17 protein-coding genes are annotated in these 18908 nt (G+C 72.7%); 9 read left to right on the top strand and 8 right to left on the bottom strand.

Annotated features, from left to right (window positions below; translation table 11 throughout):
- The first annotated feature begins 38 nt into the window (after positions 1 to 38).
- Positions 39 to 863 (top strand): aldo/keto reductase, encoded by an 825-nt coding sequence (locus tag ACQP2P_RS12845; protein WP_433619118.1) that lies wholly within the window; start codon positions 39 to 41, stop codon positions 861 to 863.
- On the opposite strand, the gene ACQP2P_RS12850 is transcribed toward ACQP2P_RS12845, so the two are convergent.
- The 3 genes from ACQP2P_RS12850 to ACQP2P_RS12860 form a co-directional block, all read right to left on the bottom strand.
- Entirely contained in the window at positions 860 to 1729 is an 870-nt protein-coding gene (locus ACQP2P_RS12850; RefSeq protein ID WP_433615825.1) for a type 1 glutamine amidotransferase, read from the bottom strand. The genes ACQP2P_RS12845 and ACQP2P_RS12850 overlap by 4 nt on opposite strands.
- A gap of 98 nt (positions 1730 to 1827) precedes the next feature.
- On the bottom strand, positions 1828 to 2256 hold the full coding sequence (locus tag ACQP2P_RS12855) for an FMN-binding protein (RefSeq protein ID WP_433615827.1): 429 nt from the start codon (positions 2254 to 2256) through the stop codon (positions 1828 to 1830).
- Positions 2253 to 3617 (bottom strand): ferredoxin reductase family protein, encoded by a 1365-nt coding sequence (locus ACQP2P_RS12860; protein WP_433615829.1) that lies wholly within the window; start codon positions 3615 to 3617, stop codon positions 2253 to 2255. Before ACQP2P_RS12860 ends, ACQP2P_RS12855 begins: the two co-directional genes overlap by 4 nt.
- A gap of 110 nt (positions 3618 to 3727) precedes the next feature.
- Between ACQP2P_RS12860 and ACQP2P_RS12865 the strand changes: the two genes are divergently transcribed.
- Both ACQP2P_RS12865 and ACQP2P_RS12870 read left to right on the top strand, forming a co-directional pair.
- The gene (locus ACQP2P_RS12865) at positions 3728 to 5296 is read left to right on the top strand and encodes a methyl-accepting chemotaxis protein (RefSeq protein WP_433615830.1); all 1569 of its coding nucleotides are present in this window, start codon (positions 3728 to 3730) and stop codon (positions 5294 to 5296) included.
- Between the two features lie 9 nt (positions 5297 to 5305).
- Positions 5306 to 5794, top strand: a complete 489-nt coding sequence (locus tag ACQP2P_RS12870) for a DinB family protein (RefSeq protein WP_433615832.1) — start codon at positions 5306 to 5308, stop codon at positions 5792 to 5794.
- A gap of 43 nt (positions 5795 to 5837) precedes the next feature.
- Here the strand turns inward: ACQP2P_RS12870 and ACQP2P_RS12875 are convergent, their stop codons facing one another.
- The 4 genes from ACQP2P_RS12875 to ACQP2P_RS12890 form a co-directional block, all read right to left on the bottom strand.
- Complete coding sequence (locus ACQP2P_RS12875; protein WP_433615835.1) at positions 5838 to 7160, bottom strand: condensation domain-containing protein; 1323 nt, start codon at positions 7158 to 7160, stop codon at positions 5838 to 5840.
- A 230-nt stretch (positions 7161 to 7390) separates the two neighbouring features.
- Positions 7391 to 8029: a hypothetical protein gene (locus ACQP2P_RS12880; protein WP_433615837.1), complete on the bottom strand. Its 639-nt coding sequence runs from the start codon at positions 8027 to 8029 to the stop codon at positions 7391 to 7393.
- A gap of 373 nt (positions 8030 to 8402) precedes the next feature.
- Positions 8403 to 8615, bottom strand: a complete 213-nt coding sequence (locus ACQP2P_RS12885; protein WP_433615838.1) for a DUF397 domain-containing protein — start codon at positions 8613 to 8615, stop codon at positions 8403 to 8405.
- 38 nt (positions 8616 to 8653) lie between these two features.
- Positions 8654 to 9544: a helix-turn-helix domain-containing protein gene (locus ACQP2P_RS12890; RefSeq protein WP_433615840.1), complete on the bottom strand. Its 891-nt coding sequence runs from the start codon at positions 9542 to 9544 to the stop codon at positions 8654 to 8656.
- A 157-nt stretch (positions 9545 to 9701) separates the two neighbouring features.
- On the opposite strand from ACQP2P_RS12890, the gene ACQP2P_RS12895 reads away from it, so the two are divergent.
- Genes ACQP2P_RS12895 through ACQP2P_RS12905 form a run of 3 tightly spaced genes read left to right on the top strand, consistent with a single transcriptional unit; the run spans position 9702 to position 12568 of the window.
- The gene (locus ACQP2P_RS12895; protein WP_433615842.1) at positions 9702 to 10340 is read left to right on the top strand and encodes a GOLPH3/VPS74 family protein; all 639 of its coding nucleotides are present in this window, start codon (positions 9702 to 9704) and stop codon (positions 10338 to 10340) included.
- Positions 10341 to 10377: 37 nt separating this feature from the next.
- Entirely contained in the window at positions 10378 to 11904 is a 1527-nt protein-coding gene (locus tag ACQP2P_RS12900; RefSeq protein WP_433615844.1) for an APC family permease, read from the top strand.
- 49 nt (positions 11905 to 11953) lie between these two features.
- Entirely contained in the window at positions 11954 to 12568 is a 615-nt protein-coding gene (locus ACQP2P_RS12905; protein WP_433615846.1) for a GNAT family N-acetyltransferase, read from the top strand.
- Between the two features lie 15 nt (positions 12569 to 12583).
- On the opposite strand, the gene ACQP2P_RS12910 is transcribed toward ACQP2P_RS12905, so the two are convergent.
- Positions 12584 to 13129: a hypothetical protein gene (locus tag ACQP2P_RS12910; protein ID WP_433615848.1), complete on the bottom strand. Its 546-nt coding sequence runs from the start codon at positions 13127 to 13129 to the stop codon at positions 12584 to 12586.
- A gap of 160 nt (positions 13130 to 13289) precedes the next feature.
- Between ACQP2P_RS12910 and ACQP2P_RS12915 the strand changes: the two genes are divergently transcribed.
- The 3 genes from ACQP2P_RS12915 (at position 13290) to ACQP2P_RS12925 (ending at position 18895) form a co-directional block, all read left to right on the top strand.
- Positions 13290 to 14429: a type III PLP-dependent enzyme gene (locus ACQP2P_RS12915; RefSeq protein ID WP_433615849.1), complete on the top strand. Its 1140-nt coding sequence runs from the start codon at positions 13290 to 13292 to the stop codon at positions 14427 to 14429.
- Positions 14430 to 14484: 55 nt separating this feature from the next.
- A complete protein-coding gene (locus ACQP2P_RS12920) occupies positions 14485 to 16890 on the top strand; it encodes a penicillin acylase family protein (protein WP_433615851.1) in 2406 nt (801 codons plus the stop codon).
- Between the two features lie 403 nt (positions 16891 to 17293).
- Positions 17294 to 18895 (top strand): EAL domain-containing protein, encoded by a 1602-nt coding sequence (locus ACQP2P_RS12925; RefSeq protein WP_433615853.1) that lies wholly within the window; start codon positions 17294 to 17296, stop codon positions 18893 to 18895.
- Positions 18896 to 18908 lie beyond the last annotated feature (13 nt).

The following is an 18908-nucleotide window of genomic DNA, read 5'->3' on the forward strand; positions in this document are numbered from 1 at the left end:
TCGGGGATCTCGTCGTGCGGCGGGTCGGATTCGGCGCGATGCGGTTGCCGCAGGTCGGGGCGGCCTTCGACCCGCGGGCCGTGCCCCGCGACCGGGAGTCGGCGATCGCGGTGCTGCGCCGGGCCGTCGAGCTCGGCGTCAACCACGTCGACACCGCGGCCTTCTACTTCTCGCGGCTGCGCTCGGCGAACGAGCTCATCAACCGGGCCCTGGCGCCCTACCCGGACGACCTCGTCATCGCCACCAAGGTCGGGCCGCGCCGGGACGCGGCGGGGGAGTCGCTGCCCCGGGCGCGCCCGGAGCAGCTGCGGGGCGAGGTCGAGCGCAACCTGCGCGAGCTCGGCCGAGACCACCTCGACCTGGTCAACCTGCGCGTCGGCGGCCCCGGCCCGATCGCCGAGCACTTCGGGGCCCTGGCCGAGCTGCGCGCCGCGGGACTGATCCGGCATCTCGGCGTATCCGGGGTGAGCCCGGAGCAGCTGGACGAGGCCCGGGCGATCGCCCCGGTGGTGTGCGTGCAGAACGCCTACGGCCTGGGCTTCCGCGCCGGGCAGGACGCCCTGGTGCGCCGGTGCGGGCGGCTCGCCATCGCCTACGTCCCGTTCTTCGCGCTGGCCCGCGAAGGCCGCGAGCGCGGCGCGGGCGTCGCCGAGCTCGCGGAGGTCGCGGCGGTGGCGGCGGCCCGGGGCGCGACGGCGGCCCAGGTCCGCCTCGCGTGGGCGCTGCACCAGGGCCCGCACGTCCTCGTGATCCCCGGCACCGGCAGCGTGGCCCACCTCGAGCAGAACGTGGCCGCCGGCTCGCTGGAGCTGGCCCCGGATGAGCTCGCGCTCCTGGACGCGGCCCACGAGCGGGCCGGCTAGACGTGCAGGGCGGCCGCGGTCGGCGGGGACATGGCCGGGGCCACGTAGTAGCGCAGCCAGTTGTCCAGCAGCGTTCGCATCCGGGCGCGGATGTCCCGGTCGGCCCAGTCCAGGGACTCCAGGAAGGCCGCGTAGTCGAGGTCGGACGGGCCCAGGTGGCCCTCGGCGATCAGCTGCCGCCGCCGCACCTTGGCCAGGGCCGCCGCGATGCCAGAGGTCATCTCCGGGTGGATCTGCAGGGTGCGGGCGGTCGCGCCGATGGCCAGGGCCTCGTTGCGGTACACGCCGTAGGCCAGCTCGGTGACGGGGCCGAACTCGCTGACGGGCGGCACGTCGTAGACCGCGTCCACGTGGGACGTGAAGACGTCGAAGGAGTCCGGCAGGCCGCGGAAGAGCGGGTCCCGGCGGCCCTCGGGGGTCAGCGTCAGCGTCTCGATGCCGAAGCGGCGGCCCTGGTGCCCGACCTTGGACACGGCGCCGGCGACCTCGGCCTTGGCCTGGTGGGACCAGCAGACGTGCAGCTCCGGCACGCCTCGGCGCTGGGCCGCGGCCAGGAACTGCTTCACCCGGCGAATCCACGGCAGCTCCTCGTAGGAGGAGTGGCCCGAGCCGCCGCCGATGATGCCGTGCGCCTCGATCGTGTCCGGCAGCGCCTCGCCGTCGGCCACGTTCACGCAGTGGATCTGGTCCGGCGACAGGCGCGTCACCTCGGCGATCCAGTCGCGGTACGGCGGCAGCCCCATCTCCCGCACCGGCGCCTGCTCCTGCGTGTTGAGGAAGAGCAGGCGGCACCGCTGGCGGACGTGCAGCGGGCGCCGGGCGCCGCCGAGTCGGGCGGTGGCGCGGTGGTCGACGGTTGCCGTCATGCTGGGCCTGCTCCCGAGAAGACGTCGGCGGACTTGGCCGATTGTGGAGCATAGCGTGACGGCCGCGCGCCGGTTCCCCCGAATATCGTCTCCCGGCGTCAGCCGATGCCGGCGGCGTCCAGGGCGGCCTGGAGCGAGGTCTTGTACCCCTCGCTGGTGACCGTCGCGCCCGAGACGGAGTCGATGTCCGCGCTCTGCGCCTGCAGGGCCTCGGTGCGCAGCCGGGGCAGGGCGTACGCGTTGATCTGCTGGTCCCGCCGGTTGGCCGTGGGATAGGTGACCGCCTCGACGTCGGTGATCCGGCCGCCCTCCACGGTGATGCGCACCTGCACCGGGCCCCACCGCGTCGACGCGGTCGAGCCGTCGTACGTCTTGCCGGAGCCGGCCGCGGTGCCGGGGCCGGCCGGAGTCGTCACGCCGGCCGGGGCGCCACCCGATGACGGACGGTAACTGAACAAGAACACGAGCGCGACGGCGGTGGATGCCAGCCAGAGCACGATGCGGCGCATCGACGCGTCCCCCCTCACCAGGCGAAGCGTTCGGTGTGCAGCCGGTCGGCGGGCACCCCGGCGGAGCGGGCCTCGCGCACGACCGTCTCCGTCCAGTCGTCGGGGCCGCAGACGTAGACCTGAGGCCCCGCGATCCCGGGCACGAGCCCCGCCAGCGAGGCGCCCGCGGCCGGCGCGGGCAGCCACGAGCCGGGCGCGCGCCGGCCCACCAGCGGCACCAGGCGGACCCCGCGGTGCCGGGCGAGCCAGGCGAGCTCGTCGCGGAAGGCCAGGTCGGCCTCGGATCGGGCGCGGTACAGCAGCGTCGCCTCCCCGTCGGCGTAGGGCAGGTCCCAGAGCAGGGCGAGCAGCGGGGTGACGCCGATGCCGCAGGCCACGAGCGTGACGGGGCCGCCGCGGTACGACTCCCCGGTCAGCCGGCCGTAGGGGCCCTCGATGAGCACCCGGGTGCCCGGCCGCAGCGCCGCCACCCGGGCACTGCCGTCGCCGAGGTCCTTGACGGTGATGCGCAGCAGGCCGGAGCGGGGCGGGCCGGACAGCGAGTAGGGGTGCGCCCGCGACCAGCCCGGGCCGTCGAGGAAGCGCCACAGGAAGAACTGCCCGGCGCGCACCGGCAGCCGGTCGAGTCGCTCACCGTGCAGGTACACCGACGTCAGCCCCGGCCCCTCGGCGCGCACCTCGCCGACCCGCAGGGCGTGGCGGCGGCTGCGCCACAGCGGGATTCCCACGCGGTAGAGCAGCACGGCTCCGGCGGCCGCGGCGTAGAGCGTCCACCAGTAGGCGCGCGCGGCGGCCGAGCCGATGAAGTCCGCGCCCGTCCACAGCTGGTGCGGCAGGGCCAGGCCGACGCCGAGGTACGCGTACAGGTGCAGCAGATGCCACGACTCGTAGCGCAGCCGGCGTCGGGCGGCCCGCAGCGACGTCACGGTCACCATCGCGAGCGCGGCCGTCCCCGCCGCGGCCAGCAGCATGCCGGGGTAGCCGGTGACGAGGTCCCACAGCTGTGCGAAGGGGTTCGCCCGTCCGCCGGCGTAGCCGGGCACGACCAGCACCACGTGCAGCACCATGAGGTTGCACGAGGTGAACCCGACCCAGCGGTGCCAGCGGGCGAGCCGGTCCTGCCCGAACGCCCGCTCCACCGCCGGGATCCGGGCCAGCAGCAGCACCTGCAGCAGCATGAGGTCGCCGGCGAGCAGCCCGAAGAGGCGGGCCGCGGCCGTGACCGCCGCCCAGCCGCCCCCGGCCAGCTCGCCCGCGCCGCCGTCGCCGACCCACAGCCCGGCGACCACGAGCAGGCTCGCGGCCGCGGCGATCCCGGCGGCGTCGGCCCACCACCACGGCGTCCCGGCGCGCCGGACCGGCACGGCGTCGGTAGTCATGCGCTCAACCATCTCGGAGCTTGTTGCCCGTGTGCTGTGGCGGGACTGGGAGTTGCCTGTGCGTGCCAAACGGCCACGGTGAAACCTGAGGAAGTTTTACGGTGGATCATGTGAGTGTTCGGGTCAAGATTCTCGGGGCGATCGCCGTGGCCGCGGCGGTGGCCCTGGTCATCGGCGTCACCGGGCTGCTGGCGCTGCGCAACGCCAGCAACGCGGCTCAGTCGATCTACAGCAGCAACCTGCTGACCATCAACGCCGTCAGCGACCTGCGCCTGGCGGTAAAGCAGGCGCGGGTCGACCTGGCCAACAACATGATCTCGTCGGACGCGGCGGCGCAGCAGCAGTACGCGGATGCCTTCGCCGCCGACGTCAAGACGTTCGGGGCCGCGCTGGACAAGTACCGCGCCAGCGACCCGGCCGCCGGTCAGCAGGTCGGCGACGAGCTCGAGTCGAACTGGGCCGCGTACGTCCAGATCGCCACCACCACCCAGCTGGCCAACGCGAAGGCGCGCGACTTCACCGCGTGGCAGCAGACCCTCGAAACGCGGATCCGCCCGATCTACACGAAGATCAGCGAAGCCCTGGACACCATGTACTCGGCCGAGAGCGCGGCCGCCGCGAAGGCGGCCGCCTCCGCCCGCTCCAGCTACAGGCGCAGCCGCGAGATTTCGCTCGCCCTGCTCATCGGCGGGCTCGTCGTCGCGCTCGTCGTCGGCTGGCTGGTGGCCCGCGCCATCATGCGCTCGCTCGAGCGGGTGCAGGCGGTCTGCGACGGGCTCGCGGCCGGCGACCTGACCCGCGTGGCCGGGCTCGCCTCGGGCGACGAGCCGGGCCGGATGGGCCGGGCGCTGGACTCGGCGATGGAGCGGCTGCGCACCACGGTGTCCACGATCGACCGCTCGGCGACCGCGCTCGCGGGCGCGTCGGAGGAGATGCACTCGGTGTCGGCGTCGATCGCCTCATCCGCCGAGGAGACCTCGGCACAGGCCAAGGCGGTCGCGAGCGCGGCCGAGGAGGTGTCGGCCAGCGTCGGTACGGTCTCCGCCGGCAGCGAGCAGATGGGCGCCTCGATCCACGAGATCGCCCTGAACGCCTCCGAGGCCGCCCGGGTGGCCAGCGAGGCCGTCGCGGTCGCGGCCACCACCTCGGCCACGATCGGCCGCCTCGGCGACTCCTCCGCGCAGATCGGCAACGTCATCAAGGTCATCACCTCGATCGCCGAGCAGACGAACCTGCTCGCGCTCAACGCCACCATCGAGGCGGCCCGCGCCGGCGAGGCGGGCAAGGGCTTCGCGGTCGTCGCCTCCGAGGTCAAGGACCTGGCCCAGGAGACGGCCCGGGCCACCGAGGACATCTCCCGCCGGGTGCAGGCCATCCAGGCCGACAGCGCCGGCGCGGTCGCCGCGATCGAGCAGGTGTCGCAGGTCATCGCGCGGATCAGCGACTTCCAGACCACGATCGCCTCGGCGGTCGAGCAGCAGACCGCGACCACGGCCGAGATGAGCCGCAGCGTCGCCGAGGCGGCCGCCGGCTCCGGCGAGATCTCGGGCACCATCGCCGGCGTCGCGGACTCGGCCCGCCTCACGAGCGAGGGCGTCGGGCAGTCCCAGCAGGCGACGGCCGAATTGGCCCGCATGTCGACCGAGCTCAGCGCCCTGGTGGCGAGTTTCCGGTACTAATCTCCGTACGTGGATCTCTGCGAGGAGTGCGGGTTCGCGTATGACGGTGTCGCGGCGGCCGAGGTGGCGGGGCGGCTCGGGGAGTTCGCCGGGCGCTACGCCGACGCGCTCGACGGGGTGGCGGACGTGCGGCGGCGGCCCGCGCCCGGCGTGTGGTCGGCGCTGGAGTACACGTGCCATGTCCGGGACGTCCTGCGCGTGCAGCGCGAACGGCTCGACCTCGCCCTGCGCGCCGACGCGCCCGAGTTCGCGCCGATGGGCCGCGACGAGCTCGCGGTGACGGCGGCCTACAACCGGCAGGACCCCGCCGTCGTCCTCGCCGCGCTCGGGGCCGCCGCCGACCTGCTCGGCACGGCGTTCGCCGCGCTCGGGCCCGCCGAGCTCGACCGGGTCGGGCTGTATCCGTGGCCCGAACCCGTCCCGCGCACGCTGCTCTGGCTCGGCCGGCACACCGTCCACGAGGGCGAGCACCACCTGATGGACATCAAGCGGCAATAGATCACACCGCGACGGTCACATCGCGGCAATCACACCGCGGCGGTCACACCGCGGTGAGTCGCATCGCCTGGGTGACGATCAGGTCCTCGATGCCGAAGAGGAACCGCTGCATGTCGGCCCGCGGCAGGATCGCGGCGTCGGCGGTCATGGCCAGCTCCAGGCTCCCCGGCGCGTCCTGGGCGTCGAGGGCGAACGTGGTGTTGTGCCGCGGCGCGTGCTCGATCGGCCAGGTGAGGGTGGTCCGCTCGCGGGCGGCGGCCAGCGGCTCGTCGGGCGCCTGGCCGTAGCCGGCGATCGGGACGAGCCCGCGCACGTCGTTGACGAAGCAGGAGTGGTCGCCGGGCGAGCCGAGCCCGGCGATGTCGCGGGCCAGGGCGAGCTTGTCGTAGTAGGCGTGCCGCTGCGCCGACAGCGCGGCCCCGAACGTGCGCCGGACCAGGCCCGGGAAGTCCTCGGCGGTCCCGGGCAGCAGGAGCAGGCCCTCCTGCGCGATGGTGTTCACCGCGCCCGCCATGCCCGGCAGGAAACGGTTGTTGACCACGATCTGGAACACGGCGTCGGGCGCCCCGCCGAGCCGGGCGGCCGCGGCGGCCGCGGCGGCCAGCAGCACCGCGCCGGGGTTCACCTCGAGCCCGGTCGCGACCCGGTCGAGCGACAGGGCGAGGGCGGGGGAGTTCAGCACCGCGTTCGGGAACGTCCCGGCGGCCGGGCGCCCGGCCCGCGCCGGGAACTGGCTCGCCGGGCCCTTGGCGAGCTTCTCCAGCCACGAGCGGCGGGCGGCGGCGTCGCGGCGGCGGCCCTTGTCCGAGGTCTGGAACGCGGCCTCGTCGAGCGGCTGCGCCGGCTCCTCGCCGGCGAGCGGGCGCCCGGCGGCGAGCGCGGCCGCGTCGGCGAGCAGGTTGCGCAGGCCCCAGCCGTCCGACGCGGTGTGGGACAGGGACAGGATGAGGTACCCCGCGCGCCCGCCCGCCGTGACGACCCCGGCCCGCACCGGCAGCTGCCGCTCGGCGTCGAACGGGATCGCCTGCAGCTCGTGGTAGAAGGCGTAGGCGGTCCCGGTGACGTCGGCCGGCTCGGACTCGCGCACGTGCAGCGCCACCGCGCCGTCGGCGTGCACGTCCTGCTCGAGCCGGTCGCCGTCCCAGCGCAGCGTGGTGCGCAGCGAGTCGTGCCGCAGCAGCAGTTCCCGGACGATCGCCGCGAGCCGGTCCATCGGCAGCGGCGGGTCCAGGGGCAGCCCGCCGCTCACGTTGTAGCGCGCCGCGTCGTCGCCGAGCCGGCGCACCACGTCCCAGATCGCGCTCTGTCCCCAGGTGGCCGGGCCGGTGCCGGATCGTCCCCCGGCGAAGGCGATCTGCTGCTCCACGCCGAGCAGTCTCATGGATCGGCGCGGGGCTTGTCGACGCGGGGCCCGTCGCCATATACCGGTCGTCGACTCATGTCGCAGGATCACGGCCGCGCCGGAGCCCAGGATCAGGAACATCCCGCGAGCGCACCCACGATCCACGCGATGCGCTGTCCCCGCGTCATATCGGTGATCATGCCATCGCCGGGGCCGGTGCCGGGTGCCCCGGACGGGCACCCGGCACCGGGCCGTCAGCGCATGGGCATGGGGTTGCGCGACGGCGCCGGGGCGCGCTTGACCCGGGCGGGCCGCACCGGGGTCGCGGCCCGCAGGAGGTGGGCGATGCCGGTGCTGCGCACGGGCACCGCGGTCCTCGTCAGCGCCGCGGCCTCCGCGCGCAGGTGCGTTGCCGTGCGGGAGCGGGACTCCAGGAGCACGGCCAGATGCTCCAGCGCCACGGCCAGCCGTCCGGCGACCTCAGAAGCGTGGCGGCGCCGGCGGCGCTCGCACTCCACGAGCTCCTCGGCCACGGCCAGGGCCGCGTCGCCCCGGCCGGCCGCGGACAGGGACAGGGACGCGGCCAGCAGTTCCCAGTCGGGGCCGTCGTGGTCGGCGGCCCGGCGGTTGCGGCCGCCCTCGAGCAGTCCGGCGACGTCGCCGGACGCGACGGCGTCGGACTCGGCCCAGCGCCGCAGGGTCGTCGCGGCCTCCTCGATGAGGGCCGCGTGCGGGGCGCCGGGGGCGAAGCCGTCCACGAGGTCGCCCAGGGCCCGGGCGAGCCGCGGTGCGTGGACGGCGGGGTTGGAGAGGGTGAGGATTCGGTACGCCTGGACACGCTCGTACGGGCGGGGGTGGTCCTGCAGGAGCACCACTCGGGCCCACGTCACCATGCCGGGATCGACCAACGCATACCTCCGCGCTCGTTCGTGAGCCGCGAGCGTATGCCGGTGAACCCGCAGGTCAACAGGGCTTTTCGGTCGAGTGATCCCGATCGTTGCGTGCGGTACGATGAGGACAGTTCTACCCCTGAGCGACCCGTCTCTGGTGGTTGGGCAGAAATCGCAGATGCTGCGAAACGGCGTGCTGGGCTTCCGCCGGGACAAGCAATAGCATCGATGCGTTCGATTGCTGAGGACCGATGCAGAACGCATCGGCCCCCGCAACGCGCCGTCAGGCGTCTCGGCTCGACATCAGGGCACGGAAAAATGCCCTTGCATAACGCAGTGACGGTGTTGGCAGCACCGGCGCTGATGTGACCTGTCGTTAGTGGGCGGAATCGAAACGACCGTGCTTCGTGCCGTCCACGAACGATTTCCAATCCGTGGGCGTGAATTGCAGCACGGGGCCCGTGGCGTTCTTGCTGTCCCGGACGCCGATGCTCGTGCCGGCGAGCGCGACCTCCACGCAATTGGCGCCGCCGTTGCCGTTGCTGCGGCTGCTCTTACGCCAGGCCGCATGCTGAAAACTCGTAGCCATGCATCGCACACCTCCCTTCTTGACGGACTCCTCGGCCGTCAGAGGTCGTCGAGCAGGCGCTGGATCATGCCGGTCGACTCCTCCGGCGTGAGTGCTCTGGTGCTGAGGCGCTCGAACTCGACCCGATAACGCTTGACCTCTGCAGGCTGCTCCTCGTAGTAGTCCCCGGCAAGCCCTTCGAGGTACACGACATCCAGGTGGGCGACGTCGGGGAACTCCAGCAGTGCGACCGAACCGCCCAGGAACGCGTGCTCGCCGGCGCCGTACGGCAGGACCTGCAGCGTGACGTTGGGCTGCTCGGCGACCTCGATGAGGCGCCTCCACTGGCCGGCCATGACCTCCGCGCCGCCGATCATCCGGCGCACCACGGACTCGTCCACAATCGCCCATAGGGTCAGCGGCGAGGGCCCGGTCAGGCGCCGCTGCCTCGTCCTGCGCAGCTCGACGCGGCGGTCGTTGGCGGCCTGCGGGTCGTGGCTGCGGCCGCTGCCGAAGAGCGCGCGCATGTAGGGCTCGCTCTGCAGCAGCCCGGGCAGCACGATGGGCTCCCAGACCTTCGCGGAGGAGGCGTCGGCCTCCATCCCGACGAAGTTGCCCGGGCGCATGACGTCCTTGTAGTCGGTCCACCAGCCGCGCTGACGGGCCAGCCGGGCCAGGGTCATGAGGGCGTCGCGGTACTCGCTGTCGGCCACCCCGTAGAGCGTCAGAAGATCGTTGACGTCCCGCGGGGTGACCGGAACGCGCGCGTTCTCGATCCGGGTGACCTTGGCCGAGTGCCACTCGAACTGGCGGGAGACCGCCTCCTGGGTGAACCCCGCCTCCTCGCGGCATTTCTTCAACTCGGCGGCGAGCCGGCGGCGGCGCAGCGTCGGCCCCTCATCGATCGCCGTCGGCAGCTCATCGGGTGTTCTGGTGGTGTCCGTCTGCACGCTGGTGATCCTAAACAATGTGGCGTTCACCGATACTCCGAGTCTAGTACTCGTTGCACTACGCGCAGTGCTTGGTACATGATGCTGGGGACATCGAGGATGAACCTCCATTCGTTCATGATCTCCTTTTGCCTAGTGCCGGGGAGCGTGATTTGTCGTGCTTGCCAACAGCTACTACCTCATTGCCCACGACGATCGGACCGGCCGTTCCCGGCTGCACCCAAGGGCGACCGGGCTCGGCCTCGCGGCGGGGCTGCTCGGCGAGCTGATGCTCTTCGGCCGGCTGCGCGCCATGACGGGCGACCTCTACGTGGTCAGCCACGAACCACCGGGCGACTCGCTCTCCCACACGCTGCTCGACCTGCTCGTGGCCCAGCCGCAGCACAAGGAGATCCGGACCTGGCTGGCGTATCTCTCGCAGGATGCGGCCGACCAGGTCGGTGAGCGGCTGCTGCGGGCGGGCGTGGTCGAGCCCGTCACCAAGCGGAAGCTGCTGTCCGCCCAGACCCTCTACATGCCGGTCAGCCCCGACCAGCGCAACGCCGCGGCCTGGGAGTCCATCCGCCTCGCCGAGGCGCTCGGCCGGCGCCGGTCGATGAACCTCTCCGACCGTGTGCTCGTGGCACTGGTCGTGGCGACCGGACTGACCCGCTACGTGTTCTTCAGCCCCCAGCAGCAGCGCGACTGCATGCAGGCGATGCCGGGGATTCTCGGCTCGCTCCCGGACGACCTCGTCCAGCTCGTGCAGTACACCGAGGCCGCGGTGGGCTCAGCCCTCGCCGCCGGCCGCCGGTGAGCCCAGGCGACGTCCCGCTCAAGGAGAGACGAAGACTATGGCGCGTACGACCCTGACCGGGCCCGACATCGTCGCGCGCGGGCTGGCCAACAACCGGCTCGGCGTGCCGTCGGTGGTGTTCTTCGGCGTCGCCGGAGCCGCCCCGCTGACGGTGATCCTCGGCTCGATCTCGACGATCTACGCCGTCGTCGGCAACACCGCCGTTCCCCTCGTGTACTTCGTGGCCGCCGCCATCCTGTCCCTGTTCACCGTCGGCTTCGTGGCCATGAGCCGGCACATCGTCAACTCCGGCGCCTTCTACAGCTACATCAGCCACGGGCTGGGCCGCATGGTCGGGGTCGCGGCGGCGTTCATCGCGCTGCCCGCCTACGCCGCCATGCAGATCGGCCTGCTCGGCCTCTTCGGGGTGGTCGCATCCGGCATCCTCGCGGCCGGCGGGGTGCAGGCGAGCTGGTTCGTGTGCGCGATCGTGGGCTGGTTCCTCGTGGCCATCCTCGGCGTGCTGTGGGTGGACCTGAGCGGCAAGGTCCTCGCGGTGCTGCTCACGGTCGAGATCGCCATCGTGCTCATCTACGACTTCGTGATGCTGGCCCACCCGCACGGGGGCCGGACCGACTTCGGCCCGCTCGACCCGCAGCAGCTGGCCACCCCCGAGGTGGTCGCGATGCTGGTGCTGGCGATCGCGGGCTTCGTCGGCTTCGAGGCCACCGTCGTGCTCTCCGAGGAGGCCAAGGACCCGAAGCGGACCATCGGGCGGGCGACCCACTGGGCCGTGATCCTGCCCGGCCTGCTGTGCGGGGTCTCCGCGTTCGCCATGTCGACCAACGCCGGCGACATCGTGGGCGCCGCCCGGGCCGACACCACGAACCTGGTGTTCAACCTGGTCACGCCGTACGTCCCCGAGGCCCTGGTCAACATCGGCTACATCCTGTTCCTGACCAGCGTGTTCGCCGCGATGCTGGCCTTCCACACCTCGGTGACCCGATACCAGTTCGCCCTCGGCCGCGAGCGCGTGCTCCCGCGGATCTACGGCTTCGCGCACCCCCGCACCGGCGCGCCGATCGCGGGCTCGGTGACCCAGAGCGTCATCGCGCTCGTCGTGCTGATCCTGTACTTCGTGACGCACACCGACCCGCTCGTGCACCTGTTCGCGTGGATGACCGTCGTCGGCGGCCTCGGCGTGCTGATCCTCATGTGGGCCACGTCGGCCGCGGTGATCGGCTTCTTCCTGCGCAACCGGCGCCGGGAGAACGTCTGGCGCGCCCGCATCGCCCCGGTCATGGCGTTCCTGCTGCTGTCCGTCGTGCTCGCGGCGACCGTGATCGGGCTCGGGCAGCTGCTGCAGGTGCCGGCCGACTCGCCGTTCAACTGGCTGTTCCCCACGATCTACGCACTCTGCGCCCTCTTCGGCATCGGGTGGGCCGCGATCATGCGCGGCTCGCGACCGGATGCCTACGCCGGGATCGGCCGCGGCACCGAGGGCTTCGTGGCGGCGGAAAGCGTCTTCGGCCGGCCCACGAGGCCGCACCGGGTCACCGCCGACGTCGCGCACCACGCGGCCTAGCACCGTCCACTGTGGATATCTCGGCCGTACGTCTCGGGAGAGGATGCACATGACGCACGCCATACAGGACGTGGTCGTCCGCGACATCGATCCGGTGAGCCCCGAGGAGGTCACCGAGGTGCTCGTGAAGGCGATGAGCGACGGCGCGGTCGCGCGCTGGCTCATGCCGGATGACGGTCTGCGGCGCGAGTCGAGCCCGGAGTACTTCGCGATCTTCGCCGAGCACGCGCTGCGCCACGGCGAGGTCTACGCCAGCGTCGACCCCATCGACGGCAAGCTCTCGGGGGTCGCGCTGTGGTTCCCGCTGACCCGGGCCATCCCGCCGCCGGTCGACTACGACAGCCGGCTCAAGGAGGTCACCGGCCCCGCGTTCGACCGCATCTGCGAGCTGGACGCGGCCCTGGAGGCCGAGCACCCGCTCGGGCCGCACCACTATCTGGCGTTCGTGGCGGTGCGGCCCGACCGGCAGAACCTCGGCATCGGCAGCGCACTGCTCGCGAGGCACCACGCGCGGCTCGATCGGGCCGGCCTCCCGGCATACCTGGAGGCCAACGACCCTCGCAACCGCGAGCTGTACCTTCGCCACGGCTACCGCAGCCGCCCGCCGGTGCTGCTGCCGGACGGGCCGCCCGTGTGGCCGATGTGGCGCGAGCCGTTGCTGTAGCGTCGATGCCGCAGCTCAGGCCGACGGGAACTCGTAGAGCCAGTACTGCTGCTCGTCCATCTTCTGCGCCTTCACGTCGCCCGAGAGCCGGTGCAGCATCAGCCGGACGACGCGGGACATGTGACGCACCTCGTCGGTGCGCGAGCAGAAGTCGAGTGCGATGAGGCCGTTCTGCGCGGCCGCGGTCAGGTACATCTGCGTGACCAGTTCGCCGAAGGCGGTGGCCGCCCGGGCGTCGGCCTGGGTGGCCACGAAGCCGCAGTACCAGATGCGCCCCTCGCGGTAGTGCTCCGGCCACCGGCGCTCGAAGTACGGTGGCGAGATCAGGGGCACCGCGTCGAGGTGGTTGGTGTAGATCGACATGCCCCGGATCGTGTCGTCGTCGTCCAGGCACAGGTACTTGTCGACCCGGGGGTCGTCCATCACGGCGTCGAACTCGTTGCGGTACATCAGGTGGCGCTGCACCGCCAGCGCGTTGAGCTCGGCGAATGCCTCCGAGTAGAGTCTCCAGGCCTCTTCTCGCAGCTCGCCCTGCACCAGATCGACAATCTTGACGTTCATGTCGAGCACTCCGATCGCCGTCGGCTGGGCACGTCATTGGTCCCGTGAACTGGAGTCGATCAACTTTTTTCGATCGATGGTGTATTGAGAGTAGTCCAAGAGTCACGTTGTGCAATATGGTGCTCTCAATCCGTCGCCATCTGCGATCTCGGGAGGGGCCATGGACCGCCTCGACGCCTTCCCGCCGTCCCCCGAGCTCGTCATCGACCTCGATCGGGTGGCCGCCGCCTACCGCGGGTTCGCCGCCGCGCTGCCCGGCGTGGACGTGCACTACGCGATGAAGTGCAACCCGCACCCGGAGATCCTCGCGCTGCTGCACGCCCTCGGGGGCCGCTTCGAGATCGCCTCCGCCGCCGAGCTCGACGCCCTCGTCGGCATCGGGGCGGACCCGGGGCTGGTGCTGTCGAGCAACCCGGTCAAGCCGCTCACGCACATCGCGCGGCAGTCCGCGGCCGGCGTGTGGCGCTTCGCCGCCGACTCCGAGGACGAGCTGGACAAGCTCGCCGTCGCCGCGCCCGGCGCCGCCGTCGTGGTGCGCCTGGCCGCGCACCAGATCCGCAGCGGCGTGCCCAGCGAGGGCAAGTTCGGCGTCGACGCCCGGCACGCCGTGGCCCTCATGCTCGCCGCGCGCGAGCGCGGGCTGCGCCCGTACGGGATCGCCTTCCACGTCGGCTCGCAGATGCTGCTGCCGCACGCGTGGCGGGCGCCGCTGCGGGCCGTCGGGTACGTGATGTACGAATTGGCGGCCGAAAATGTCTTTGTGCACATGGTGAACCTCGGCGGCGGCTTTCCCGCGCGGTACGCCGGAAAGATTCCGCCCCTGGCCGACTACGGCGCGACCATCGGCACCGGGCTGGCCGAGCTTCCGTATCCGGTGCAGGCCGTCTGCGAGCCGGGCCGGGCGCTCGTGGCCGAGGCCGGGCGGCTGCGCACGACCGTGATCGGCACCGCGGTCCGCGCCGGCCGGCGCTGGGCGCACCTGGACGTGGGCGCGTTCAACGGGCTCATGGAGAGCCTGGAGACCGGCAACCAGCTGCGCTTTCCCGTCTCCGACTCGCGCGGTGGCGCGACCCGCGACCGGTTCCACCTGACCGGGCCGACCTGTGACAGCCAGGACACGATCATGTTCGACGTCGAGCTGTCCGCCGACCTGCGCGCCGGCGACCAGGTGTACCTCGGCAGCGCGGGAGCGTACACCACGGTCTATGCATCGCGATTCAACGGATTCGATGCTCCCGCGGTGCGTTGTGTGACTGGTGTGGCCATTGAAACCAGTGATGACGCTGCGTACTGTGGTTGACGCGCACGGTTTTTGTGATCTTCCCCGTATTGGTGTTCTACACGACGGAGGAAATGTGTCCGCAACCCGCCGGGTCGTCATCGCGCTCGCCGCCGCGGCGCTGTTGTCCCCAGCCGTCGCCGTCACCACCGCGGGACCGGCCGCCGCGGCCGCCGACGCGGTCGCCGCCGGCGGGTACTCCGCCGTCATCAAGCGCACCTCCTACGGGGTGCCGCACATCACCGCCGCGAACCTCGGCTCCGTCGCCTTCGGGCAGGCGTGGGCCTACGCCGAGGACCGCTTCTGCGACCTCGCCGACCAGATCGTCAAGGTGCGCAGCGAGCGCTCCCGCTACTTCGGCCCGGGCGCGGACGACGCCAACCTGGCCACCGACTTCGCCTACGCCTCCCTCGGGGTCGTCGACCGCGCCCAGGCCCAGCTCGCCACGCTCAGCGCCGACGAGCGCGACATGGTCAACGGCTACGTCCGCGGCTACAACGCCTTCCTGGCGAGCCGGACCGCCGCGCGGGTGCCGGGCTGGTGCGCGGGGCAGCCGTGGGTGAAGCCCATCAGCGCCGTGGACCTGCTCGCCTACGACCGCGACATCGCCCTGCTCGCCAGCGGCGGCGCGCTGCTGCTGCCGATCGCGGCCGCCACGCCGCCGTCGACCGCCGCGCTGGCCGTGTCCAAGCGGCAGGTCCAGGCCGGCGTCGCGCAGCTGACCGGGCAGAGCAAGTCGCTGTCGAGCAACGGCTGGGCGCTGGGCGCGGACAAGTCCCAGACCGGCAAGGGCATGCTCGTGGGCAACCCGCACTTCCCGTGGGAGGGCGAGCTGCGCTTCTGGGAGTCGCAGCTGACGGTGGCGGGCAACGTCAACGTCTACGGCGCGAGCCTCGGGGGCCTGCCGGGCGTGCAGATCGGCTTCACCGACAAGGTCGCGTGGACGCACACGATCGCCGCCGGCTCGCGGTTCACCTTCTACTCCGTGAACCTGGTGCCCGGGCAGCCGACGAAGTACACCGTGGACGGCGCCACCGAGCCGATGACCGGCAAGTCCGTGACCGTGAAGGTGAAGCAGGCCGACGGGTCGCTGCGCAACGTGACCCGCACGATGTGGTCCACGCGCTACGGGCCGGTGCTCGACCTGTCCGCCATCGACCCGTCGCTGGGCTGGAACGAGTACTCCGCGATCACCTACCGCGACGCCAACATCGACAACGACAAGCTCATCCGCACGTGGCTGAACATGGCCCGGTCCACCGACGTGAACGGCCTGAAGGCCTCGATCGCCGCGAACCAGGGCATCCCGTGGGTGAACACGATCGCCACGGACTCCTCCGGCAACGCCTTCTACGTCGACTCCTCGCCGACGCCGAACCTCTCGCCGGCCTCGATCGCCGAGTGGTCGGGCAACCCGCTGGGCCTGCTCGACGGCAGCAACTCGGCCAACGCCTGGGTCACCGCGCCGGGCGCCCGCTCGCCGGGGCTGGTGCCCTTCGCCCGGCAGCCGCAGCTGACCCGCCGCGACTACGTGTTCAACTCCAACGACAGCCACTGGGTGCCCAACGCGAACCAGTTCCTGACCGGCTTCACGCCGCTGCAGGGGCCGGAGGGCACGCCGCTGACGGTCCGCACGCGGCAGAACGTCAAGCTGATCACCGGCCAGGCCAAGTTCGACCTGGCGGGCCTCGGCACCACGATCCTCTCCGGTGACACGTTCACGGCGGCGCAGCTGGCCGCGTACACGGTGAGCGCCTGCCAGGCCCGCGGCCACACGCCGGTGGTCGTGGACGGCACGCCGGTCGACGTCAGCGCCGGCTGCTCCGTGCTGGCCGCGTGGGACCGGCAGTTCGAGCTCGCCAGCCGCGGGGCCGTGCTGTGGCGCGAGACCGTGGGCGCCGTGGTCGCGGCCAACCCGGGCGCGCTGGACGAGGCCGGGCCGCTCTTCGGGACCCCGTTCAACCCCGCGGACCCGGGCCGCACCCCGCGCGGCGCCCCCGCCTCGCCCGACGGGCTGCTGGCCGGGCTGGCCCGGGGCATGCAGCGGATGCGGGCGGTCGGGCTGGCGCTCAACGTGCCGATGTCGCAGGTGCAGTACACGATCAAGAACGGCCAGAAGATCCCGGTGCCCGGGTCGACGGAGAACATCGGGAGCGCGAGCATGGCGCAGTACGAGCCCGCGCCGGGCACGTCGCTGGAGCCGTTCATGGACCCGGGGACCTTCGTGCCGGGCAGCGACCTGACCGACAAGGGCTACGTCGTCAACTACGGGACCAGCTTCCTGCTGACGCTCGCCTACACCGGCAGCGGCCCGTCGGCCAAGTGCATCCTCACGTTCGGGGAGTCCGGGGACCCCTCGTCGCCGCACTACACGGACCAGACGCAGCTGTACTCCCAGAAGCGCCTGCGGGACTGCTCGTACTCGACCGCGGCCGTCAACGCCGACACCCAGTCGGTCGAGGTGATCGCCGCGACCGCCTGAGCGTCTCGTCCGCCCCGCTCCGGCCGGTGCCCGCCCCGCGGGTGCCGGCCGGGACGTGCGGGCTCCACTGCGGAGCGTTGTTCCTCTGTGGACGGTGCTCACGCCTCCGTAGTCGCTCGGATGCGGACGGTCCGGTTGGGTTCGCGTTGGCCCGCGCCTGCGTTTGTGTTGCGCCGTGTGGGGTCGGGTGAGCTTGATCTCGTTCGATGGGCTGGGAGCGCTCCGGCTGGTCAGGGACTTGATCTCGGCTCGCGGGGCTGACCTGCACGGCTGGATTGACGGTGGGCGAGGGACTAGGGTGTGCTGGGGAGCGGGGCACATGGCGGTGTCGAGCCGGGAGGTTGGCATGCAGGCCCAAGACCGGCCGAATGTTCCTCCCGCACCCACCGCTTCGTCACCCTCCGTGTCCATTCCGGCACCCGCGCCGCTGCGGCCCTCGTCCTTCCGTTCCCGCGTCAGCCGCACGCTGGCGTCCCGCAATGTGCTGCGCGCCCGGCTCGGTCCGGCGGCGACGGCCGCCCCGACGATCGGACTCGAGGACGACACCGTGGAGGTCACCCCGCTGGGCATGCTGGAGACGCCGGTGGCCACCCGCACCTCGGTCCTGGAGCTGGCCGGCCTGCAGCAGGTCCTCGACACCGGCGCCGGCACCGCCGCGCCCGCCGCCGACGCGCCGGACGGCCCCGAGCGCTCGGCCGAGCCGGCGGGCGGGCCCGGTCCCCGGTGGTGGTCGCGCGGCGGCGCTGTCGGCGGGGCGCCGTGGCTGGCCTCGCGGGGCGGCGCGGCCGACGGCACCGTGGACTGGGCCGTGCGCGACGGGGCCTGGACGATCGAGCGGGTCCTCGCCGAGCGGGCGGTCACGCCGCTGTTCCAGCCGATCGTGGAGCTGGACGGGCTGCGGCCGATCGGGGTCGAGGCGCTCTCGCGCGGCCCGGCCGGGTCGGGGCTCTGGCGGGCGCGGGACCTCTTCGCCGCGGCCGTCGCGGCCGGGCGGCTGGCCGAGCTCGACGCGCTGTGCGCGGAGCGGGCCCTCGAGACCGCCCGCGCCTCCGACGCGCCCCCGCCCCTCGTCTTCGTCAACGCCGAGCCCGCCGTGATCAACCAGCCGCTGTCCGCGCGGGTGCGGGAGCTCATGACGGACGCGCCGTTCCGGATGGTCCTCGAATACACCGAGCGCGCGCTCTCGGCCCACCCCGCCGCGCTGCTCCAGCTCGCCGCGGCCGTGCAGGGCCACGGGCACTGCCTCGCGCTCGACGACGTCGGCGCCGACCCGATGTCCCTGGCCTTCCTGCCGCTGCTGGAGCCGGAGATCGTCAAGCTCGACCTGCAGCTCCTGCGCGCCCCGCACGCGCCGCGGACCGTCGAGGTGGTGGCCGCGGTGAACGCGGTCGCCGAGCACACCGGGGCGCTCATCGTGGCCGAGGGGATCGAGACGCCGCAGGACCTCGCCAACGCGCGGGCCCTCGGCGCGCACTGGGGCCAGGGGCTGCTGTTCGGCGAGCCGGCCCCCCTGCCCGAGCACGCCGGCCGGTTCGTGCCGGCGCCCCGCCTGCGCGGGTCGCGGCCGGACGTGCACCTTCCCGCCGGGACGCCGTTCGAGGCGGCCGCGGCCCGGGGCAAGACCCGTGCCGCCACGCCCGAGGCGTTCGCCGCGCGGCTCGACCACGTGCTGCGGCGGGCCGGCAACGGCGCCGTCGTGCTGGCCACGTGCACCGACGCGGACACGGCGCGGTCGTGGCTGCCGTCGCTGACCGGGCTCGCCGAGCGGGCCGCGTTCGTCGGGCTGGTCGCGCCGCTGCACCCGGCCGCCGCCGGGCCCGGGGTGCGCTTCGCGCAGGGGCCGGGCGCCGCCGTCGAGGAGTGCGCGCTCATCGTCGTCGCACCCCGCTACACCGCGGCCGTCTGTGGCCGGGGCTCGCACTCGGCGATGGAGTTCGCGCACACGGAGGACGGGGCGTTGGTCGCCGAGATGGCGCGGATCGTGCTGCAGCAGCTTCCGCGTTAGCGACCCTGCCCCC

Source organism: Dactylosporangium sp. CA-139114, from assembly GCF_050955725.1.
Classification (GTDB): Bacteria; Actinomycetota; Actinomycetes; order Mycobacteriales; family Micromonosporaceae; genus Dactylosporangium.